Annotated in this window: 14 protein-coding genes, 22 tRNA genes and 1 pseudogene; 31 read left to right on the top strand and 6 right to left on the bottom strand. The window is 69.9% G+C overall.

All coding sequences use genetic code 11. From position 1 onward, the window contains the following. Positions 1-18 precede the first annotated feature (18 nt). Positions 19-264, bottom strand: a complete 246-nt coding sequence (locus tag O7635_RS00610; RefSeq protein ID WP_278078407.1) for a hypothetical protein — start codon at positions 262-264, stop codon at positions 19-21. A 164-nt stretch (positions 265-428) separates the two neighbouring features. Here O7635_RS00610 and O7635_RS00605 point away from each other — a divergent pair, with 164 nt between their 5' ends. Further along, positions 429-1,241, top strand: coding sequence for a helix-turn-helix transcriptional regulator (locus O7635_RS00605; protein ID WP_278078406.1), 813 nt, complete (start codon positions 429-431; stop codon positions 1,239-1,241). A gap of 127 nt (positions 1,242-1,368) precedes the next feature. Here the strand turns inward: O7635_RS00605 and O7635_RS00600 are convergent, their stop codons facing one another. Further along, on the bottom strand, positions 1,369-1,551 hold the full coding sequence (locus O7635_RS00600) for a DUF397 domain-containing protein (protein ID WP_278078405.1): 183 nt from the start codon (positions 1,549-1,551) through the stop codon (positions 1,369-1,371). A 399-nt stretch (positions 1,552-1,950) separates the two neighbouring features. Between O7635_RS00600 and O7635_RS00595 the strand changes: the two genes are divergently transcribed. Together O7635_RS00595 and O7635_RS00590 are read left to right on the top strand one after the other, a co-directional pair. Further along, complete coding sequence (locus tag O7635_RS00595) at positions 1,951-2,223, top strand: hypothetical protein (protein WP_278078404.1); 273 nt, start codon at positions 1,951-1,953, stop codon at positions 2,221-2,223. A gap of 43 nt (positions 2,224-2,266) precedes the next feature. After that, entirely contained in the window at positions 2,267-2,953 is a 687-nt protein-coding gene (locus O7635_RS00590; protein ID WP_278078403.1) for a nucleotidyltransferase domain-containing protein, read from the top strand. Positions 2,954-2,967: 14 nt separating this feature from the next. Here O7635_RS00590 and O7635_RS00585 read toward each other — a convergent pair whose 3' ends face one another. Together O7635_RS00585 and O7635_RS00580 are read right to left on the bottom strand one after the other, a co-directional pair. Next, positions 2,968-3,651, bottom strand: a complete 684-nt coding sequence (locus O7635_RS00585) for a response regulator transcription factor (protein ID WP_278078402.1) — start codon at positions 3,649-3,651, stop codon at positions 2,968-2,970. Next, positions 3,648-4,451, bottom strand: a complete 804-nt coding sequence (locus O7635_RS00580; protein WP_278078401.1) for a histidine kinase — start codon at positions 4,449-4,451, stop codon at positions 3,648-3,650. Before O7635_RS00580 ends, O7635_RS00585 begins: the two co-directional genes overlap by 4 nt. A gap of 138 nt (positions 4,452-4,589) precedes the next feature. Between O7635_RS00580 and O7635_RS00575 the strand changes: the two genes are divergently transcribed. The 27 genes from O7635_RS00575 to O7635_RS38105 all read left to right on the top strand — a co-directional run bounded on the left by O7635_RS00575 (position 4,590) and on the right by O7635_RS38105 (position 14,421). Continuing rightward, complete coding sequence (locus O7635_RS00575; protein ID WP_278078400.1) at positions 4,590-5,273, top strand: ABC transporter ATP-binding protein; 684 nt, start codon at positions 4,590-4,592, stop codon at positions 5,271-5,273. Positions 5,274-5,376: 103 nt separating this feature from the next. Then, a complete protein-coding gene (locus O7635_RS00570; RefSeq protein WP_278078399.1) occupies positions 5,377-7,725 on the top strand; it encodes an FtsX-like permease family protein in 2,349 nt (782 codons plus the stop codon). 282 nt (positions 7,726-8,007) lie between these two features. After that, positions 8,008-8,080, top strand: a tRNA-Trp gene (locus tag O7635_RS00565). Positions 8,081-8,186: 106 nt separating this feature from the next. Further along, positions 8,187-8,259 (top strand) — tRNA-Pro (locus O7635_RS00560). 4 nt (positions 8,260-8,263) lie between these two features. After that, a tRNA-Glu gene (locus O7635_RS00555) sits at positions 8,264-8,337 on the top strand. Between the two features lie 19 nt (positions 8,338-8,356). Beyond that, positions 8,357-8,430, top strand: a tRNA-Leu gene (locus O7635_RS00550). Positions 8,431-8,450: 20 nt separating this feature from the next. Next, positions 8,451-8,523 (top strand) — tRNA-Gly (locus tag O7635_RS00545). Positions 8,524-8,556: 33 nt separating this feature from the next. Beyond that, entirely contained in the window at positions 8,557-8,997 is a 441-nt protein-coding gene (locus O7635_RS00540; RefSeq protein WP_278078398.1) for an HNH endonuclease, read from the top strand. 36 nt (positions 8,998-9,033) lie between these two features. Continuing rightward, positions 9,034-9,104: transfer RNA gene (locus O7635_RS00535), tRNA-Gln, on the top strand. Between the two features lie 9 nt (positions 9,105-9,113). Beyond that, positions 9,114-9,186: transfer RNA gene (locus O7635_RS00530), tRNA-Leu, on the top strand. A 15-nt stretch (positions 9,187-9,201) separates the two neighbouring features. Further along, complete coding sequence (locus O7635_RS00525; protein WP_278078397.1) at positions 9,202-9,669, top strand: macro domain-containing protein; 468 nt, start codon at positions 9,202-9,204, stop codon at positions 9,667-9,669. Positions 9,670-9,677: 8 nt separating this feature from the next. Then, positions 9,678-9,751, top strand: a tRNA-Thr gene (locus O7635_RS00520). A gap of 5 nt (positions 9,752-9,756) precedes the next feature. Then, positions 9,757-9,830 (top strand) — tRNA-Leu (locus O7635_RS00515). Between the two features lie 4 nt (positions 9,831-9,834). Continuing rightward, positions 9,835-9,910: transfer RNA gene (locus O7635_RS00510), tRNA-Asp, on the top strand. A gap of 5 nt (positions 9,911-9,915) precedes the next feature. Beyond that, positions 9,916-10,005 (top strand) — tRNA-Ser (locus O7635_RS00505). Between the two features lies 1 nt (position 10,006). Then, positions 10,007-10,078, top strand: a tRNA-Arg gene (locus O7635_RS00500). A 30-nt stretch (positions 10,079-10,108) separates the two neighbouring features. Further along, positions 10,109-10,192 (top strand) — tRNA-Ser (locus O7635_RS00495). A gap of 5 nt (positions 10,193-10,197) precedes the next feature. Beyond that, positions 10,198-10,271: transfer RNA gene (locus tag O7635_RS00490), tRNA-Lys, on the top strand. Positions 10,272-11,062: 791 nt separating this feature from the next. Next, a tRNA-Val gene (locus O7635_RS00485) sits at positions 11,063-11,135 on the top strand. Positions 11,136-11,142: 7 nt separating this feature from the next. Continuing rightward, positions 11,143-11,216, top strand: a tRNA-Glu gene (locus tag O7635_RS00480). 1 nt (position 11,217) lies between these two features. Beyond that, positions 11,218-11,290, top strand: a tRNA-Asn gene (locus O7635_RS00475). A gap of 4 nt (positions 11,291-11,294) precedes the next feature. Further along, a tRNA-Val gene (locus tag O7635_RS00470) sits at positions 11,295-11,366 on the top strand. A 2-nt stretch (positions 11,367-11,368) separates the two neighbouring features. After that, positions 11,369-11,444, top strand: a tRNA-His gene (locus tag O7635_RS00465). A gap of 1 nt (position 11,445) precedes the next feature. Beyond that, positions 11,446-11,529, top strand: a tRNA-Tyr gene (locus tag O7635_RS00460). Between the two features lie 8 nt (positions 11,530-11,537). Next, a tRNA-Arg gene (locus tag O7635_RS00455) sits at positions 11,538-11,609 on the top strand. Between the two features lie 492 nt (positions 11,610-12,101). Then, complete coding sequence (locus tag O7635_RS00450; RefSeq protein ID WP_278078396.1) at positions 12,102-13,682, top strand: TROVE domain-containing protein; 1,581 nt, start codon at positions 12,102-12,104, stop codon at positions 13,680-13,682. Then, positions 13,669-14,421 (top strand): endonuclease domain-containing protein, encoded by a 753-nt coding sequence (locus tag O7635_RS38105; protein WP_347405253.1) that lies wholly within the window; start codon positions 13,669-13,671, stop codon positions 14,419-14,421. The genes O7635_RS00450 and O7635_RS38105 overlap by 14 nt, the downstream gene beginning before the upstream one ends. 152 nt (positions 14,422-14,573) lie before the next feature. Here the strand turns inward: O7635_RS38105 and O7635_RS00440 are convergent. Further along, a tRNA-Arg gene (locus tag O7635_RS00440) sits at positions 14,574-14,649 on the bottom strand. 691 nt (positions 14,650-15,340) lie between these two features. Continuing rightward, positions 15,341-16,396, bottom strand: a complete 1,056-nt coding sequence (locus O7635_RS00435; RefSeq protein WP_278085336.1) for an alpha/beta hydrolase — start codon at positions 16,394-16,396, stop codon at positions 15,341-15,343. Between the two features lie 181 nt (positions 16,397-16,577). Between O7635_RS00435 and ssb the strand changes: the two are divergent. Further along, positions 16,578-16,946: pseudogene (gene ssb / locus O7635_RS00430) on the top strand (single-stranded DNA-binding protein); the annotation flags it as partial. Between the last annotated feature and the right edge of the window lie 52 nt (positions 16,947-16,998).

Below are 16,998 nucleotides of genomic sequence, written 5' to 3'. Positions count from 1 at the left end.
CAACTGTAGCGGCGCTCCTCAGGCCGCGGCGACGCCGAACGGCGGGCGGTCGTCGCGGACGTCGGACCAGACGCCGCTGCGGTCGATGCGGCGTTGCGCCTCGCCGAGGTCGATGTCGTAGAGCTCGCACAGCGCCCGGGCGGACGGCAGGAGCTGCAGGCCACCGTCGCGCAACAGGCGCAGCACGGCCGTTTCGTCGGCGCCGCCACGCATGTCGGTGGACGCCTGCTGGACCAGATCGGCATAGCCGGAGGGGAGCGGCATGACGGCAGTATCCCCCGATAGGGTGGCGCGCGCCGTACCCGTACCGCGCGGATCGATCTTTTCAATTTGATCCTTCGGATGGTGTAACTGAACTGGTACGGCCGGTAAGGTGTCGGAGTTGACATGAGAGGCGTCGCGGGGGCGCATCGCACAGGAGGTCGGAAGTGCCGGTCACGGGCCAGCGGGTGGTACGGCGGGCCCTCGGGCGGCGATTGACCAAGCTGCGGCTGGCCAACGGCAAGTCCCGTCGAGAGGTCGCGGAGGCCAAGCTCGGCATCTCGGAGCCGACCCTCCACCGCATCGAGACCGGCAAGGTGCCCGTCACCGGGGCCAACGTCCGCGCGCTGTGCTGGCTCTACGGGGCCGACCAGAGCGTCACTGACGCGCTCGCCGAGCTCGCCCTCGGCACGTCGCGCGAGGAGTGGTGGGACGGCAGCCCGGTCATCCCCGACTGGTTCAAGCTCTATCTGGGCCTGGAGGCCAGCGCCTCCAAGATCTGCACCTACGACGGCGAGATCATCCCGGGCGAGCTGCAGACCGAGCAGTACGCGATGGCCGTGTTCGGCGCCGCCCAGCCCCCTGACGACGAGGCCGCCCACCGCCACGTGAAGCTGCGGATGCAGCGCCAGCGCGCCCTGCTGGCCCGCGCTCCGCGCCTCGTGACGGTGCTGGGCGAGAGCGCGCTGACCCGGCCGGTCGGCGGCCGGACCGTGCTCGACGGCCAGATCGAGCACCTGCGCCGCACCGCCAAGCGCGACAACGTCGAGATCCGCGTGCTGCCGTTCTCGGTCGGCGCGCACGCCGCGATGGCCGGCGCCTTCCGGATCCTCGACTTCGACGATCCCGACGACCCGGACGTGGTCTACCTCGAGTCCCAGATCGGCGCCCTCTACCTCGAAGAGGAGCACGAGGTCACCGAATACCGCCGGATCTTCGACCTGGTGTGCAAGGCGTCCGTGCCGCTCGAGAGCTTCTGACCGCTCGCCGCGCGGGGCGGACTCGCCGACGGTGAGCGGCCTGTGCGCGGTCGGGCGCGTGCGCTGACCGTTACGTCACGCGCGCCGGGCCGGTTCCACCGGCCCGGCGCTTCTGCTGTCGCTGCCCTCAGTCGGTCAGCAGCTTGTCGAACTCGCCGCCCTTGGCGCCGAAGAGGAACGAGTCCCATTCCTCGGTGGTGAACCGCACCAGACCACCGGACCGGTTCTTGCTGTTGCGCACTTCGATCCATCCTTCGTGGCGGCGCGCTTCGACGCAGCTGCCACCGTTGCCCGCAGATCGGCTGGACATGATCCATCCCGTGGTGTCCGGCATGGGACTAGTCCCTTCTGGTCATTTGACGTGGGAACTGGCGCCTGCCACGGTTTCCGGCGAATCGGACACCCGCGCGGCCACAATCCAGAAATTGCTCTCGGTAGTCGAAGATCGGCACCGTGTGCCGGTTTCGCGCTGCCATCGCTCCACTTTCTCCTGGTAGTAGCCGATATTGGATCTCCGCCTCCTGGCTTGCTTCTTTCACCATGAAACCGCGACGTACGAAGCGTAACCGAAATCCGCGTCAGCGGATGTCCTCAGGATGTCAAAGATCGGGATGAAATCTTGCACGGCGATCAGCCGGCTGCGATGCTCATGTGCACACACCCCTCCCGCGAGCCCCCCAGCACCGCAACCGCGACGGAGTTGATCCACATGGCCGCGCCTTTGCTCGACCCCTACCTCCGCACGGAAGCCGCGACCGTTCCCAGCGAGGGTTTTCAGCCCGGCGCGTGGGTCTGGGTGCACACATTGGGCAGTTGGCGGCCGGGGATCGTGCTGCACTCGTCGCCGCACGCGGCAACCGTGCGCTACCGGCCGGCGCAGGGGCGGGGCACCAGCGTCGACACGGTGACGAGCCACGCGCTGGCGCCGCGCAAGGACGAGGACCCCTTCCTCGACCACGCGCCGCTGACCGCGCTGCGCTGACCACTCGTCCGTCCACATTGGATTAGATGCGCCGGCGCGCGCATTGGTTGCATCCCACGGGGAAGATTCGTTGTCGGTTCTGCTGCTGGGCGTCATCGGCTCCACCGCGTACGGCCTGGCGGGTCCGGACTCCGACGTCGACCGGCTGGGCATCTTCGCCGTGCCCACCGTCGAGCTGCACGGCCTCGAACGGCCGCCCGAGAGCTCGGTGACCTACGAGCCCGACGTGACGCTGCACGAGGCGGCCAAGTTCTGCCGGCTCGCCCTGGCCGGCAACCCCACCGTCGCCGAGCTGCTGTGGCTGCCGGACCAGCTCTACGAGGTGCGTACGCCGCTCGGCGCCGAACTGATCGCGCTGCGGCACTGCTTCCTCTCCGCCGGCCGGGTCCGCGCCGCCTACCTCGGCTACGCCGGCAAGCAGCTGCGGCTGCTGGCCAACCGGCGCAGCGGACCCGACCCGCGGGTCGCGAAGCACGCCCGCCACCTGATGCGCCTCTGCCGCCAGGGCCTGGCCGCCTACCGGACCGGCGAGATCCCGGTCGTGCTCGACGACCCGCAGTCCTACCACGACTTCGGGGCGCGAGTGGCGGCCGGCGACGTCGAGGCGGCCCGCTCGCTGCTGGCCGAACACGAGGCCGGCTTCGCCACGACGACCACGCCCCTGCCCACGACCCCGGACATCGCGCCGGTCGAAGCCTGGCTGCGCCGCGTCCGCCAGGCCTATCTCTAGCCGCGACACCGTCTCTAGCCGCCCGGCCGGACCAACCCCGTCTCGTACGCCAGAACCACCGCCTGCGCGCGGTCCCGCAGGTCCAGCTTGGCGAAGATGCGGGCGACGTGGGTCTTGACCGTGGCCTCGCTCAGCGTCAGCGCCGCGGCGAGCTCCGTGTTGGACAGCCCCCGCCCGAGCAGCGTCAGCACCTCCAGCTCGCGCGGCGTCAGCGCGGTCAGGTCGCGGTGCACCGCCGGCTGCGCCCCCTGCCGGTCCTCGACCGCGAACCGCTGCACCAGCCGCCGGGTGATCGACGGTGCGAGCAGCGCGTCGCCGGTGTTCACCAGCCGCACCGCCGCCGCCAGATGGTCGGCCGTCACGTCCTTGAGCAGGAAGCCGCTGGCGCCGATCGAGAGCGCTGCATACACGTACCGGTCGAGGTCGAAGGTGGTCAGCATCAGCACCCGGCAGTCGCCGCCGTCGTCGAGGATGCGCCGGGTCGCGTCGAGGCCGTTCATCGTGGGCATGCGAATGTCCATCAGCACCACGTCCGGCCGCAGCCGCCGGGTCGCCACCACCGCCTCCACGCCGTCACCGGCCTCGCCGACGACGTCGATGCCGCGCGCGGTCAGGATCAGCCGGAAGCCGGTGCGGATCAGCTCCTGGTCGTCGGCGATCAGCACGCGCGGCGCTGACCCGGCCGGTCCCGCCGTCATGGCTGGTCCACGGGGATGCGGGCCCGGACCCGGTACCCGCCGCCGAGCCGGCGCCGGGCGTCGAGGTCACCGCCGTAGACGGCGACGCGCTGCCGGAGCCCCATCAGCCCGCGGCCGGTTCCCTGCCTGCCCGGCTGCTGCGGCGCGCCACCCGTCAGGGCGCTCGGGCCCGTGGTGAGCACCTCGACCCGCAGCGACCGCGGCGCGTAGCGGACGGTCACCTCGGCCTTGCCCCCGCTGCCCGGGCCGTGCTTGAGGGCGTTGGTCAACGCTTCCTGCACGATGCGGTACGCGGTCACGTCGACGCCCGACGGCAGTGGCCGTGGTTCACCGGAGATCCGCACCTCCACCGGCAGGCCGGCGAACGCGATCCGGTCGACCAGCGGGCTGAGCCGGCGCAGGCTCGGCTGCGGCTCGTCGGGCTGGTCGTCGCCGTCGCCGTCCGCCGGTGGTGCGAGCAGGCCGAGCAGGTGGCGCAGCTCGGTCATCGTGGTGCGGCCCGCGGCCTCCACGGCGGTCAGGGCGGCATTTGCGTCGTCCGGGTGTGTGGTCAGCACCTCGCGGGCCGCCGTCGCCTGCACGATCATCAGGCTCACGTTGTGACTGACGATGTCGTGCAGCTCGCGGGCGATCCGGGCACGCTCCTCCTCGACGGCGGACCGGGCCGCGCTCTCCCGCTCACGCTCCAGCAGCCAGCCGCGTTCCTCGAGCGCCTTGCGGTGGCGGGCGTTCGCCCTCCACCAGGCGACCGCGACACCCAGCGCGACCGCGGTCGTCAGCGCTGCCACCAGCCAACCCATGCCCACCACCATCGCAGAACGGCCCGCGCGCCGCGTCATCCGCAGGGTCCAGCCGGCTACATCCCGGGAATGACGGGGTCGCCGGTTTGCATCGCCGGGCCGACGCCGTCCCGGCCGGTCGCTGGATAGCTTGCTGCCATGACGACAGTCGTACGGCTGGAGAATGTCCGCAAGGAGTACGGCGACACGACCGCGCTCGCCGGGGTGTCGCTGGAGGTCCGGGCCGGCGAGGCGGTGGCCGTGATGGGCCCGTCCGGGTGCGGCAAGTCCACGATGCTCAACATGATCGCGGGGCTGGACCGCCCGACGTCCGGCACGGTGCGCGTACACGGCGAGGACCTGGGCCGCCTCAACGAGACGAAGCTGGCGCTGTTCCGCCGCCACCGGATCGGCATGATCTTCCAGTTCTTCAACCTCCTCGACGACCTGCCGGCGCTCGACAACGTGGCGCTGGCGGCCCAACTCACCGGCAGCCGCGCCGGCGTGGCCCGGCAACGGGCCTTGGAGCTGCTCGACGAGCTCGGCATCGCGGACCGGCGCAATGCCTATCCGGCCGCGCTGAGCGGCGGCGAGCGGCAGCGGGTCGCGGTCGCGCGGGCCCTGATGAACCGGCCCGGGCTGCTGCTGGCCGACGAGCCGACCGGCGCGCTCGACAGCCGCGCCGGCGAACAGGTGATGGACCTGCTGCTCGACCTCAACCAGATCGGCCAGACCCTGCTCATCGTCACCCACGACGAACGCCTGGCCACCCGCTGCGCGAGCCGCGTCGTCGAACTGACCGACGGCCGCGTCACCCACGAGCGAACGCTGGAGAAGGCATGAACGCGCGCAGGCCCGTTCGCGACGGTGACCCAAGGGAGGCGGCGGTGTGCGAGCGCGTTCGCCTCCGCTCTTGCTCCGCCGAGCTAAGGGAGGCGGCGGCGGCATGAGTGCCGTGTGGCGGGCCGCTCGGGCGGCGGTGCGGCGGCGGCGGGTGCAGACGTTCGTCATCGGGTTGGTGGTGTTGCTGTCCACGACGACGATCGTGGTGGCGCTGGCGTTGTTGTCGGCGACCTCGGCGCCGTTCGACAAGGCGTTCGCCCGGCAGGCCGGCCCGCACGCGATCGCCGTGTTCTCGCCGGCCGTGACCGTGCCCGCCGGTGGGCCGGGCGTCGCGGCCTCGGCGGGGCCGTTCGGGCTGGCCACGGTGCAGGCCGACCGGAGCGTCGAACCCGGACCGCGCGGGCCGATGACCGTCGTCGGCCGGTCCGACCCGGCCGGTCCGGTCGACAAGCTCGACCTGTGGGAGGGCCGCTGGCCGGCCGCTCCGGGTGAGATCGTGCTCAACGAGCCGGTGCAGGACCCCGGCGAGGGACCGCCGCGGCCCTCCGCATTGACGGCGGGCGGGACCACCTTCACGATCGTCGGCCGGGCGCACAGCCTGGTCGGGTCGGCCGACGCCTGGGTGACGCCGGAGCAGGTGGCCGCGCTGGGCCCGACGGGCTCACAGCTGCTCTACCGGTTCACCGGCGACGTGTCCACAAAGGAGGCCGTCGAGGCCCGCCTCGCGACGGCCACGGCCGGCCTGCCGACGGACGCCCTGCTCGCCACGCAGCCGTACATCGCCGTCAAGGAATCGGTCTCCGGCGACGTCGGCGCCTATGTGCCGTTCCTCGCGACGTTCGGCGTGCTCGGCCTCGTGGTGGGCATCGTGATCGTCGGCAACGTGGTCAGCGGCGCGGTCGTCTCCGGCTACCGGCACATCGGGATCCTCAAGGCGCTCGGGTTCGCGCCGCGCCAGGTGGTCGCCGTCTACCTGTTGATGGTGTCGGTGCCCGCCGCCGTCGGGGCCGTGCTCGGCACCGCGCTGGGCGCCGTCGCCGCGCAACCGCTGCTGACCGAGGGCTTCCAGGGGCTCGGGCTCGACCCGGGCATCGGTGTCGGGCCGGCGATCTGGGTCGCGGGGCTGGTCGGCGTGCCGGTGGTCGTCCTGCTGGCGGCGCTCGTACCCGCGGTCCGGGCCTTCCGCCTCTCCGCCGCCGAAGCGATCAGCGCCGGCAGCGCGCCGCGGGCCGGCCGGGCCACCCGGGTGCAGGGTCGCCTCGCCGGCCTGCGACTGCCCCGCTCGATCTCCCTCGGACTCGGGCTGCCGTTCGCCCGGCCGGGGCGCACCGCGTTCACCGTCGTCGCCGTGCTGCTCGGGGTGACCACCGTGACGTTCGCGACCGGCCTCGCCGACACGCTGGTCCGGATCTCGACGATCGAGGACCGCTCCGACGGGCAGATCGCGGTGCAACCGTCGAACGGCCGCATCCGGCTCACCCCCGACGGCGTGACCCCGGCCGGCCCGCCGGTGGTCACCCAACGCACCGACGGAGAGGTCGAAGCCCTGCTGCGGAGCCTGCCCGACGCGGCGCGGGTCAGCGCGATCCTGAACCTGCCGGTGTCGGTCGACGGGCAGACCGAACCGCTCAACATCAACTTCGTGCGCGGCGACTACACCACCATGGGGTACGCGGACGAGCTCACCGAAGGCCGTTGGATGACCGGTGCGGGGGAGACCGTCGTACCGGCGGAGCTGATGCGGGCCCGTGGTCTGGCCGTCGGCGACTGGCTGACCCTGCGCATGGGCGCGGCCTCGGCCCGGCTGCAGGTGGTCGGCGAGGTGATGGACGGGCCGTCCGGGCCGAAGGGCATCCTGACGGACTGGCGGGTGCTGACCGGCCTCGCGCCGGACCGGGTGGCGGTGCCGCACGAGGTCCGCTACCAGGTGCAGCTGGTCGAGGGCGGAGACGTCGCGGCGTACGTGCGGGCCGTGCTCGCCGCCGATCCCGGCCTGGACGTGTGGGACAGCGCGCAGCTGAGCGACTACCTGGTGACGGTGGTCGGGTTCTCGTCGGCGCTGGCGCTGCTGCTCTCCGCCGTGGCCGCGGTCGGCGTCTTCAACACGGTGGTGCTCAACGTCCGGGAACGCCGACGCGACCTCGGCATGCTCAAGTCGATCGGCATGACACCGCGCCAGGTCGTGACGATGGTGCTGGCCTCGGTGACGCTGGTCGGCGTGCTGGGCGCGCTGATCGGCATTCCACTGGGGATGGTCGCGCACCGGCTCATCCTGCCGATGACCGCGGACGCCGCGCGGGTGGCAATTCCGCCCGCGGTGCTCGACGTGTGGCAGGTGCCGACGGTGGCGCTGCTGGCGGTTGCCGGCGTGGTGATCGCGCTGCTCGGCGCGCTGCTGCCGGCCCGCGGGGCGGCCCGGCTGCGCATTGCCGAGGTGCTGCACAACGAATAGTTCTCGTTAATCTGTTGCCCCGCCTGATGTTCCGGCCTACCTTTGATACAGACACACCGACGACCAAGGAGATCCCGATGTTGTGGCAGCAGCTATCGCGACCGCAGCGGTTCACGCCGCGCGGGCTCGCGGGCATGCCCGGCGTCGGGCGACCCGATTATCTGTCCGCCAATGAAAAGCCGGCCCACGCGGGACGGTGGCTGACGTAGCGCTTTCTTTCTGAAGCGCCGACGCCGCCCACCCGCAAGGGACCGGGCGGCGTCTTTTTTCGTTTCGCCACACAGGGGTGTGGCGCAATTGGTAGCGCACCGGCTTCCAAATCCGACGGTTGCAGGTTCGAGTCCTGTCACCCCTGCTCTCCTACCGTGCCTATGGGCGCGGTTGGGCTTGTGATTTGAGAATTCCACAGTGGATGGCATTTGTCGGTCCTGCCCGCACTCTTTCTGTGCGGCCAGGACCATCGGGAACGACCGGCTCGGTGACCGGACCTGCTTTGGGAGCAGGAAGCGCGGGGTTCGACTCCCCGGTTCCCGACTTCGGGCCGTCGGAGCAGCTGGAAAGCTCGCCGCGTTCTCAGCGCGGAGATCAGGGGTTCGAGCCCCCTACGGCCTACGGGAGTGGTTTGTCGCCGGCCGAGGTGGCCCAATCGGGAGAGGCGCGGAGCTCAAACCTCCGTGGTTGCGGGTTCGAGTCCCGCTCTCGGCACGACGCCCTCGGGCGTACCCGCGGATGTGGCGCAGTTGGCAGCGCGGCACCTTGCCAAGGTGCAGGTCGCCGGTTCGAACCCGGTCATCCGCTCACCGTTTCAACGACAGACGAAAGGAGGATCCGGTGGACGTGCTGGTCATCAACGCCGACCTCGGCCCGCTCCACCGGGTCAGTTTGCGGCACGCCGTGCGGATGCTCGTGCGCCAGGTCGCCGAGGTCCACGAGTCCCGGCCCGACCGGCTGATCGGCGTCTACCCGGTGCCGACGGTCGTGCGGCTCGTCCGTTACGTGGTCACGAAGTGGCGCTACAGCGCCGTACCCGCGTGGTCCCGGTCCGGTGTCCTGGTCCGTGACGGCCGGGCCTGCGGCTACTGCGGCGGGCACGCGAGCACCGTCGACCACATCCTGCCGCGCTCCCGCGGCGGCCGGAACACCTGGACCAACACCACCGCGGCCTGTGACGGCTGCAACCAGCGCAAGGGCGACCGCACCCCGGCCGAAGCCGGGATGACCCTGCGGCACAAGCCGACGACCCCCTCGTGGGCGTCGCTGACCCTGCGCTGATTCGGGTCGGCGAGTCTCCCTCTCGCCGACCCACTCTCCCGGATCGTCCAACGGCAGGACGGCTGGTTCTGGCCCAGCAGATCGAGGTTCGAATCCTTGTCCGGGATCGCAACGACGCCCTCGTAGCCCAACGGAAGAGGCAACGGTCTGAGGGGCCGTGTGGTGCGCGTTCGAATCGCGCCGAGGGCACGCGATCATCGAAGGATGACACCGATCGAGTACGCCGTCGGCGACGCGACCGCCCCACGCGGCGCCGGACCGAAGATCATCGCGCACGTCTGCAACGACATCGGCGGCTGGGGCCGCGGGTTCGTCGTCGCCGTGTCCCGCCGCTGGCCGGAGCCCGAACGGGCCTACCGCGACTGGCACCGTGCCGGTGGCGCGGGCCTCGGCGAGACGCAGGTGGTCGAGGTCGCGGCCGACCTGTGGGTCGCCAACATGGTCGGCCAGCACGGCCTGCGTCGCTCCGGCGGTCGGCCACCGATCCGCTACGACGCGCTGCGCCAGTGCCTGGCCACCCTGGCCGACACGGCGGCCCGGCTGGGCGCGTCCGTCCACATGCCACGCATCGGCGCCGGCCTCGCCGGCGGTCGCTGGGAAGAGATAGAGCCGATCATCATCGAGGAGCTCAGCAGCCGCGACATCCGGGTCACGGTGTACGACCTCGAGTAGCAACACCTGCCGCCGTAGCTCAGTTGGCCAGAGCGTTCGCCTCGTAAGCGAAATGTCCTCGGTTCGAATCCGAGCGGTGGCTCGCACGCCCGCGTAGCCCAATTGGCAGAGGCGCCCGGTTCAGGGCCGGGAGGTTAGGGGTTCGAATCCCTTCGCGGGTACGAGGGTGGCGTCGCCCAGTCAGGTCCAGGGCGCTTCCTTGTCACGGAAGAGGTCGCGGGTTCGAATCCCGCCGTCACCGCACGCGGAAGGATGGCCGAGCGGTCCAAGGCGCCGCAGTGCTAATGCGGACCGGCTAAATCCCCGGCGCGGGTTCGAATCCCGCTCCTTCCGCCAAGCCCTTGTAGCTCAACGGACAGAGCACCGGTCTACGAAGCCGGGGATGGAGGTTCGATTCCTCCTGGGGGCACACATCGGGGCTGCGGCGCAGCCCGACCATGGAAGGTACCGGCCAGTGGTGGCCAGCCGGCTTCGAAACCCGGAGGCGCCGGAAACGGCGGGCGTTCGACTCGTCTACCTTCCGCATCTGTCCCGTTAGCTCAGCCTGGTAGAGCGGTGGCCTCTTAAGCCGACGGCCGGCGGTTCGAATCCGTCACGGGACACAACGCGATTGTCGTCCGCTCGAGTTGGGGGGCGCGATGCGGGCGTGGTGGAGTGGTCCCACACGGGGTTCATCACCCGGCACCCACTCGTTCCCCTGGCGAGTGAGAAAGCCGTGATCGAACTCCCAATGGCAACGCTTGTCCAGTGCTACCAAATTCGATGGGTGGTTCACTTCGCGCAGCGTCGAGGACGGCGGGAAATCTGCGATGTCACGGACATGGCAGATGTCGACGTGGAGGGCATAGCCGCAGGCCGCACATTGGCGGCTGCCCTCGTAGGCAGAGCGAGCGAGTCCTCTGATCTTGGCGTGGAATGCGAAGGTGCCGTGCGTAGCGCGAAGTTCGCCCAGGGTCCGGTTCGCGAGGGCGTCGATCCGGCAGCTTCTGCAAACCTTGCCGGCGTAGCTCTTGGCGCTTCCGCACTCTGGACATCTTGGACCAGTCCCGACCCGATTGGCTGACTTGTGGCGAGCTCCGCATCGCCGCGAACAGAACAGCGCTCGATCTCGCTTTCCGTGTGACGGCCGTTTGAAGTCGTCCCCACACCAGACGCAGGTGGCGGACACGACTTGTCGGCACCGTCTAGCGGCGGAGGCGCAAGCAATAGAGCAATAGTGGAGTCGCTGCCCGCGCTTCTCCGCCTGACGCCAGACTTTGGCCCGCCGCGAGAATTGGATGTCGCAGTTCGAGCACCTCAACTGCACAATCGCACCGGCCACCCTGTAGATCCTACGGCAGTGAAACGGACTACATTGGACATGATGCGTTGGTTCTCAACGCGTTGAACCAACGTTCCGGTAGCTCAGTTGGTGGAGCGCCTGCTCGACACGCAGGAGGTCGGGGGATCGAGGCCCTCCCGGAACACACCGTACGCGCGTTCGGTCATGGGTAGGCCACTGGGCTTTCATCCCAGCAAAGTGGGTTCGAGTCCCGCACGCGCGACCATTTCCCCGTAGCTCAGCTGGCAGAGCACGCGACTGTTAATCGCGCCGTCGTTGGTTCGAATCCAACCGGGGAAGCGACGCCCGGGTAGCTCAGCGGGAGAGCACTGCCTTCACACGGCAGGGGTCCCTGGTTCGATCCCAGGTCCGGGCTCGGTGTTCGTGGTGTACGGGTGTGCACGCCGGACTGTGGATCCGGAGGGCGTGGGTTCGACTCCCCGCGATCACCCCACGGGAGCGCGCCGCCGATGGAGAGGCGGGGCTGGCTGTAACCCAGTTGCCCTATGGCTCAGGGGGTTCGAATCCCTCCGCTCCCACGCACGTTGCCCTTGTAGCTCAGCGGAAGAGCGCGGCTCTCCGAAGGCCGAGGTCGCTGGTTCGAATCCAGCCGGGGGCACGACCGCGGCACCTTCCCGGTGCGCAGGCGACGGCTACTTCTCTGGTGACGACCCTGTAAAGGTCGGCGGGTTTCGAAGCCCGCTAACGCCGTCGACGACTTGATCTCGGGGAGGGCGCGGGCAGGCGGCAGTGCCCGGTGCGCAGGTTCGGAGTTCTTCGCTTTGGGAGCAGGTGGTTGCGGGTTCGAGTCCCGTCGCCGGCCCTGGCCGGTGTAGCTCAAGCGGTAGAGCACCTAACGATCGCCGGACCGATCTTGATCTCGGGCACGCCGATTAGAACCACGGGGTGGGTGCTGGTGCACAGCGTTGCCTTGCAAGCTTCGCGTGCGCGGTTCGATACCGCGTCACTCCACGTCGGGTACGTCGTCCTCGCCATCCACTGTGGAGTTCGCAGGCGGACGTTGGCTGTCCGGCCGCTGCTCATAACGGCGGTTCGCCCGGTTCGACACCGGGGCCTGCGACGGTGCGATGCGCGGAAGGGAGCCGTTCGGATGGCCAAGTTCAACCGTTTCAAGGTGCGTACGGCTACCGGCGCGAGCCCGGTCAAGTCGGCGGCGACGCCGAGCGGGCTGACGTTCGAGGGCGCGCCGGGCTACGCCCGGGACCAGAAGTCCGAGCTCTTTCTGCTCGCCGTGACCAACATGGTCGGTGAGCACACGTTCTACGAGTCCGCCGGCGACCGGGACAGCCGTTTCGCCATGCTCGTACGCGAGGTCGCCGTCGCCGATCCGGCCTGGACGGCCGGTTTCCTCCGCTGGCTGCGCGGCGACGCCAACATGCGCTCCGCGTCGCTGGTCGGTGCCCTCGAGGCGACCCGCGCCCTGGTCGACGCCGGCAAGCCGGGCGGCCGGCAGCTGGTCGCGTCGGTGCTGCGGCGCGCCGACGAGCCGGGTGAGGCGCTGGCGTACTGGATGTCGCGTCATGGCCGGGCGATCCCCAAGCCGGTCAAGCGCGGTGTCGCCGACGCGCTGGCCACGCTCTACACGGAGTACGGCCTGCTGAAGTACGACACGGCCGGCAGGGGTTTCCGCTTCGCCGACGTGCTCGACCTGGTGCACCCGACGCCGACCGCACCGTGGCAGGGCGACCTGTTCCGGTTGGCGTTGGAGCGCCGGCACGGGCGGGCCGAGGTGGTGCGCGAGTCGCTGCCGATGGTGGCGGCGAACGCCGCGCTGCGCCGGGCCGCGGCCACCGACCCGCGGGCGCTGCTCGACGCCGAGCGCCTGCGTGCCGCGGGCATGACGTGGGAGGACGCGCTGTCGCTGGCCGGCGACCGTCTCGACAAGGGTGAGCTGTGGTCGGCGCTCGCGCCGGGCATGGGTTACATGGCCCTCATCCGGAACCTGCGCAACTTCGACCAGGCCGGCGTTCCGGACGAGGTGGCGGCGCGGGTGGCGGCCCGGATCGCGGATCCGGCCGAGGTCGCCCGCTCACGGCAGCTGCCGATGCGCTTCCTGTCGGCCTACCGGGCGGCGCCGTCGCTGCGTTGGGCGTACGCCCTGGAGCAGGCGATCGGCCACTCGCTGGCGTCGGTGCCGGAGCTGGCCGGCCGTACGCTCGTGTTGGTCGACACGTCCGGCTCGATGCAGGCGACGTTCAGCAAGGACGGCACGCTGCGGCGGTGGGACGCCGCGGTGATCTTCGGCGTCGCCCTCGCGCAGCGGTGCGCGTCGGCGGACGTGGTGTCGTTCTCGTGGGGGTCGAAGGCCTTCCCGGTCAAGCGCGGCGAGTCGCTGCTGCGCGCGATCGAGCGCTGGCAGGCGGACGGCTACTTCTACGGCGAGGGCACGGACACGGCGGGCGCGCTACGGAGCCACTACGCGCGCCACGACCGGGTCGTGGTCGTCACCGACGAGCAGGCGGCGTACGCCGGCGGTCTGGTCGATCGCGCGGTGCCGGCCACGGTGCCGATGTACACGTGGAACCTGGCGGGCTACCGCCTGGGCCACGCGCCGTCGGGCTCGGCCAACCGGCACACCTTCGGCGGCCTGACCGACCAGGCGTTCCGGATGATTGGTTTCCTCGAAGCAGGCACGCGGTGCGCCTGGCCTTGGATTGATGGCGAAAACTAGAATCGTTCGCATGGCGCGGCCTCGTTCGAAGACCTCAATCTCGATGGACGAGGCCGCCAAGCGTTATCGGTCAGGCGAATCGCTGACGTCTTTGGCCGTTGCGGCGGGTCTCGGATCCGGTCACGCGATGGCCGAACGACTTCGCGACATGGGAGTTGTCATCCGCTCTCCCGGCGGTCGCCCGGGTCAAGGCGCCGGGCGCGTGGTAAGAGGCAAGGAGACGCGGGTCTGTAAGGCCTCCACCTGTAGCAACTCGTTCGAGGTCTACCCCTCATCGAACAAGCGGTACTGTCAACCAGCATGTCGATACAGCGATCCCGACATGGCGGTCCTACTCGCGGCGAACTTTAATCGACGACACGACTTGAGCGAGATCGACACAGTCAAACTGACTGCGGTCTGCGCCGCCTGCGGTCCGGTACGGATCCGAAAGCGAACGGAACGACGAGTCCACGCGACAAGGCCCTCGTGGCGATGTCGTACCGCAGAGCGAGCACGCGAGTGGGCGAGGTTGTACGGGCTTACGGTCGACGCAGTACTGGACCTCCTTGGCGAGCAACAAGGTTGCTGCGCCATCTGCAACCGCCGATTCGACGATGACTACCATGTTGATCACGATCACGACGATGGGCGAGTACGGGGCTTGTTGTGCACCCGCTGTAACACTGGGCTCGGCTTGCTGGGAGACAGCGCGGACCGCCTACTCGCCGCCGCCGCATACCTTCGACGGGGCGCCTGAGACTAGCGCGACGTGCGTCGACCAGTTGCGGTCGGATCCTCTTCAGCTTCAGCGCCCGACCATGATGTCGACTGCGGCGCGACGGCCGCAGGCCCTTCGTGGTGTCCGGCCACCGCCTGGCCTGCTGGTTCAAGACCTAGGTCAGGTCCTGCTGGTGCGCTCGGCAGGATTCGAACCTGCGACCCTGGGCTTAGAAGACCCCTGCTCTATCCACTGAGCTACGAGCGCCGGGCTGGATCGTCGCGCGCTGTGTCCGGGAAATTGACGGACAGGCAGGGCGTGACGATCTCGCCTGCACATATTAGGTTTCCACGCGTGCAGGTGACGAGCACCCGCTTTCTACCGCTCCTGGTGTCGACCGCCGACCGGTCGGTCCACGAGGGGCACGTGCTCGACGAGTTCACGGAGCGTATCGCCGTCGCCTACTCCTACGGTCCTCCGTTCGGTGAGAGGTTGGTCAGCTGGCCGGATCTCGACCGACTGGGCATCAACCTGCGTACGCTGCGCCGGCTGGCCATCGACCACCTCTACGACAACCTGCGCCGCGCCCAGATCCACGGCCGGCCGCCGACGCTCATGCTCTCGTTCGAGGGGCTCGAGTCGAGCGTGCTGCTGGCGGAGGAGTTCTGGGACGAGCTGGCGCCGCGCGTACCCGGGGAACTGGTTGTCGGGGTGCCCGCCCGGGATGTCGTGATTATCACCGGGAGTGAGTCGCCGCCGGGGTTGTCGAAGGCGCGGCGCGCGGTCGAACGGGTGTTCATGGCCGGTGACGTCCATCCGCTCAGCCGTGAGCTGCTGGTCTGGCGGCGGGGGATGTGGCAGCCGCTGCCGTTGACCCCGGGGCGCCGTCCACCGCCCGGTCCGCGGCCGCCGGAGCCCGGCCGGCGCGGTGATCCGGCCTGGTCGGGGCCGCGGCCGGTCAGCTCGGCACCGGACCCGGTTGAGCGCCGCTGGCAGCCGCCTCGTCAGCGGCCAGAACCGGACTATTCCGACTATCCGCCGCCTCGTCGAGAACCTCCGCCACCGCGGGACCCCCGTCCTTGGGAGTCACGTACGCGTCGATCCAGCGCCCCACCTCGCTGAACAGGCGCTCTCTGGGCTGCGGGCCCGAGAGCGTGAGGTCGTGGATGCCGCCGTCGACGCGGACCAGGGTGACGTGCTGGCCGAGGCGCGGGGCATAGCGGACGATGTGCTCGACGTCGAGCACCGCGTCCGCCACGTTGATGCTCTCGTTCCATTTCGCGCCGCGGAACGTGCGGGTCGAACAGGCGACGAGCACCGGCGCGGGGATGTCGAGGCCGGACCAGAGCTGGCGGTGCGCGGAGCGGATCGCGCCGATCCAGCCGGCGTAGATCGGGAACGCCTCGATCGGCTTCCACGCCAGGTTGTAGTCCCATTCGCCGCGGTAGTTGATGTGCAGGCTCTGCCCGTAGAGGCTCTCCAGGCCGCGGGGGACGACCCGGCGCGGGCGGCGGCGGCCGAGGCGGGCGACGCCGGCGAGCACCGGACGGCGCATCAGCCAGGGCATGTTGAACTCGAAGAACGGACTGTTCAAGAAAAGACCATGGATCATTTTTCGGTCACGTCGGGCGTGCGCCCAGAGCGACGCGACCAGTCCGCCGGTCGAGTGGCCGTTGACGAGCAGGGTCTCGGCGCCGATCAGCTCGGCGGCGATGTCGAGCTCGGTGAAGTACTCGCTGAGGTCCGTGGTGAAGTTCGGCGTCTGGTGGGGCAGCAGGCTCCGGCCGTAGCGGCGCAGGTCGATGGCGTGGAAGTCCCAGCCGCGGTCGACGTAGAAGTCGGCGAGATGGGTTTGGAAGAAGTAGTCGACGAAGCCGTGCAAATAGAGGACGGCGCGGCCCGTCGGGCGCTCGGCGCGGCGGCTGACCAGGGTCGCGACCAGCGGTCCCTCGTCGTCGTGCCCGAGGTCGATGACCCGGCGTTCGTACGGCTTGCCGAGTACGTCTATCTCCACGTCTGCCACGACCCAGACGCTACCGCTCCCGTAGCACATCCGAACTGGGTCGTTGGGATTTCCACAGGCTCCCGGTTATCCACAGGCGCGCTTCGCGCCGTGGCTTCGCGCCCGCCCCGCCGTCAGGCTGGTGCTCCGAGTCGACTCGCCCTTTGTTCCGCGCCTTTCTGTGGAGATGATGATGTTCGATACCTATGTGACCATGGTCGGCAATGTGCTGACCGCGCCGGAATGGCGGCGCACGACCAACACCAACACGCTCGTGGCCAGCTTCCGGGTCGCGTCGACGGCGCGCCGCTTCGACCGCGACAGCAACCAGTGGGTCGACGGCAACAGCTTGCGCGTACGGGTGACGTGTTGGCGGCGGCTCGCGGAAGGGGTCGCGTCGTCGGTGATGACCGGTGACCCGGTCGTCGTGGTGGGGCGGCTCTACACGCGCGACTGGGCCGACGGCGAGGGCAACAACCGCACGTCGTACGAGGTGGAGGCGGTCGCGGTCGGCCACGACCTGTCCCGGGGCAAGGCGCGCTTCGTCCGCCTCCGGGCCGCCGGGGCGACCAGCGAGATCGAGGACGACGACGCCGGTCTGCGGGCCCGGGGCG

Origin of the sequence: Asanoa sp. WMMD1127 (assembly GCF_029626225.1) — a bacterium.
GTDB lineage: Bacteria > Actinomycetota > Actinomycetes > Mycobacteriales > Micromonosporaceae > Asanoa.
Note: the sequence above shows the minus strand (reverse complement) of the source record. Positions and strands in the feature narration are given on the sequence as shown.

Bases quoted from the DNA above. Each gene is read 5' to 3' on its own strand.
- O7635_RS00610 (WP_278078407.1), bottom strand. From the start codon at position 264: ATGCCGCTCCCCTCCGGCTATGCCGATCTGGTCCAGCAGGCGTCCACC.
- O7635_RS00600 (WP_278078405.1), bottom strand. From the start codon at position 1,551: ATGTCCAGCCGATCTGCGGGCAACGGTGGCAGCTGCGTCGAAGCGCGC.
- O7635_RS00595 (WP_278078404.1), top strand. From the start codon at position 1,951: ATGGCCGCGCCTTTGCTCGACCCCTACCTCCGCACGGAAGCCGCGACC.
- O7635_RS00585 (WP_278078402.1), bottom strand. From the start codon at position 3,651: ATGACGGCGGGACCGGCCGGGTCAGCGCCGCGCGTGCTGATCGCCGAC.
- O7635_RS00580 (WP_278078401.1), bottom strand. From the start codon at position 4,451: ATGGGTTGGCTGGTGGCAGCGCTGACGACCGCGGTCGCGCTGGGTGTC.
- O7635_RS00575 (WP_278078400.1), top strand. From the start codon at position 4,590: ATGACGACAGTCGTACGGCTGGAGAATGTCCGCAAGGAGTACGGCGAC.
- O7635_RS00570 (WP_278078399.1), top strand. From the start codon at position 5,377: ATGAGTGCCGTGTGGCGGGCCGCTCGGGCGGCGGTGCGGCGGCGGCGG.
- O7635_RS00525 (WP_278078397.1), top strand. From the start codon at position 9,202: ATGACACCGATCGAGTACGCCGTCGGCGACGCGACCGCCCCACGCGGC.
- O7635_RS00450 (WP_278078396.1), top strand. From the start codon at position 12,102: ATGGCCAAGTTCAACCGTTTCAAGGTGCGTACGGCTACCGGCGCGAGC.
- O7635_RS38105 (WP_347405253.1), top strand. From the start codon at position 13,669: ATGGCGAAAACTAGAATCGTTCGCATGGCGCGGCCTCGTTCGAAGACC.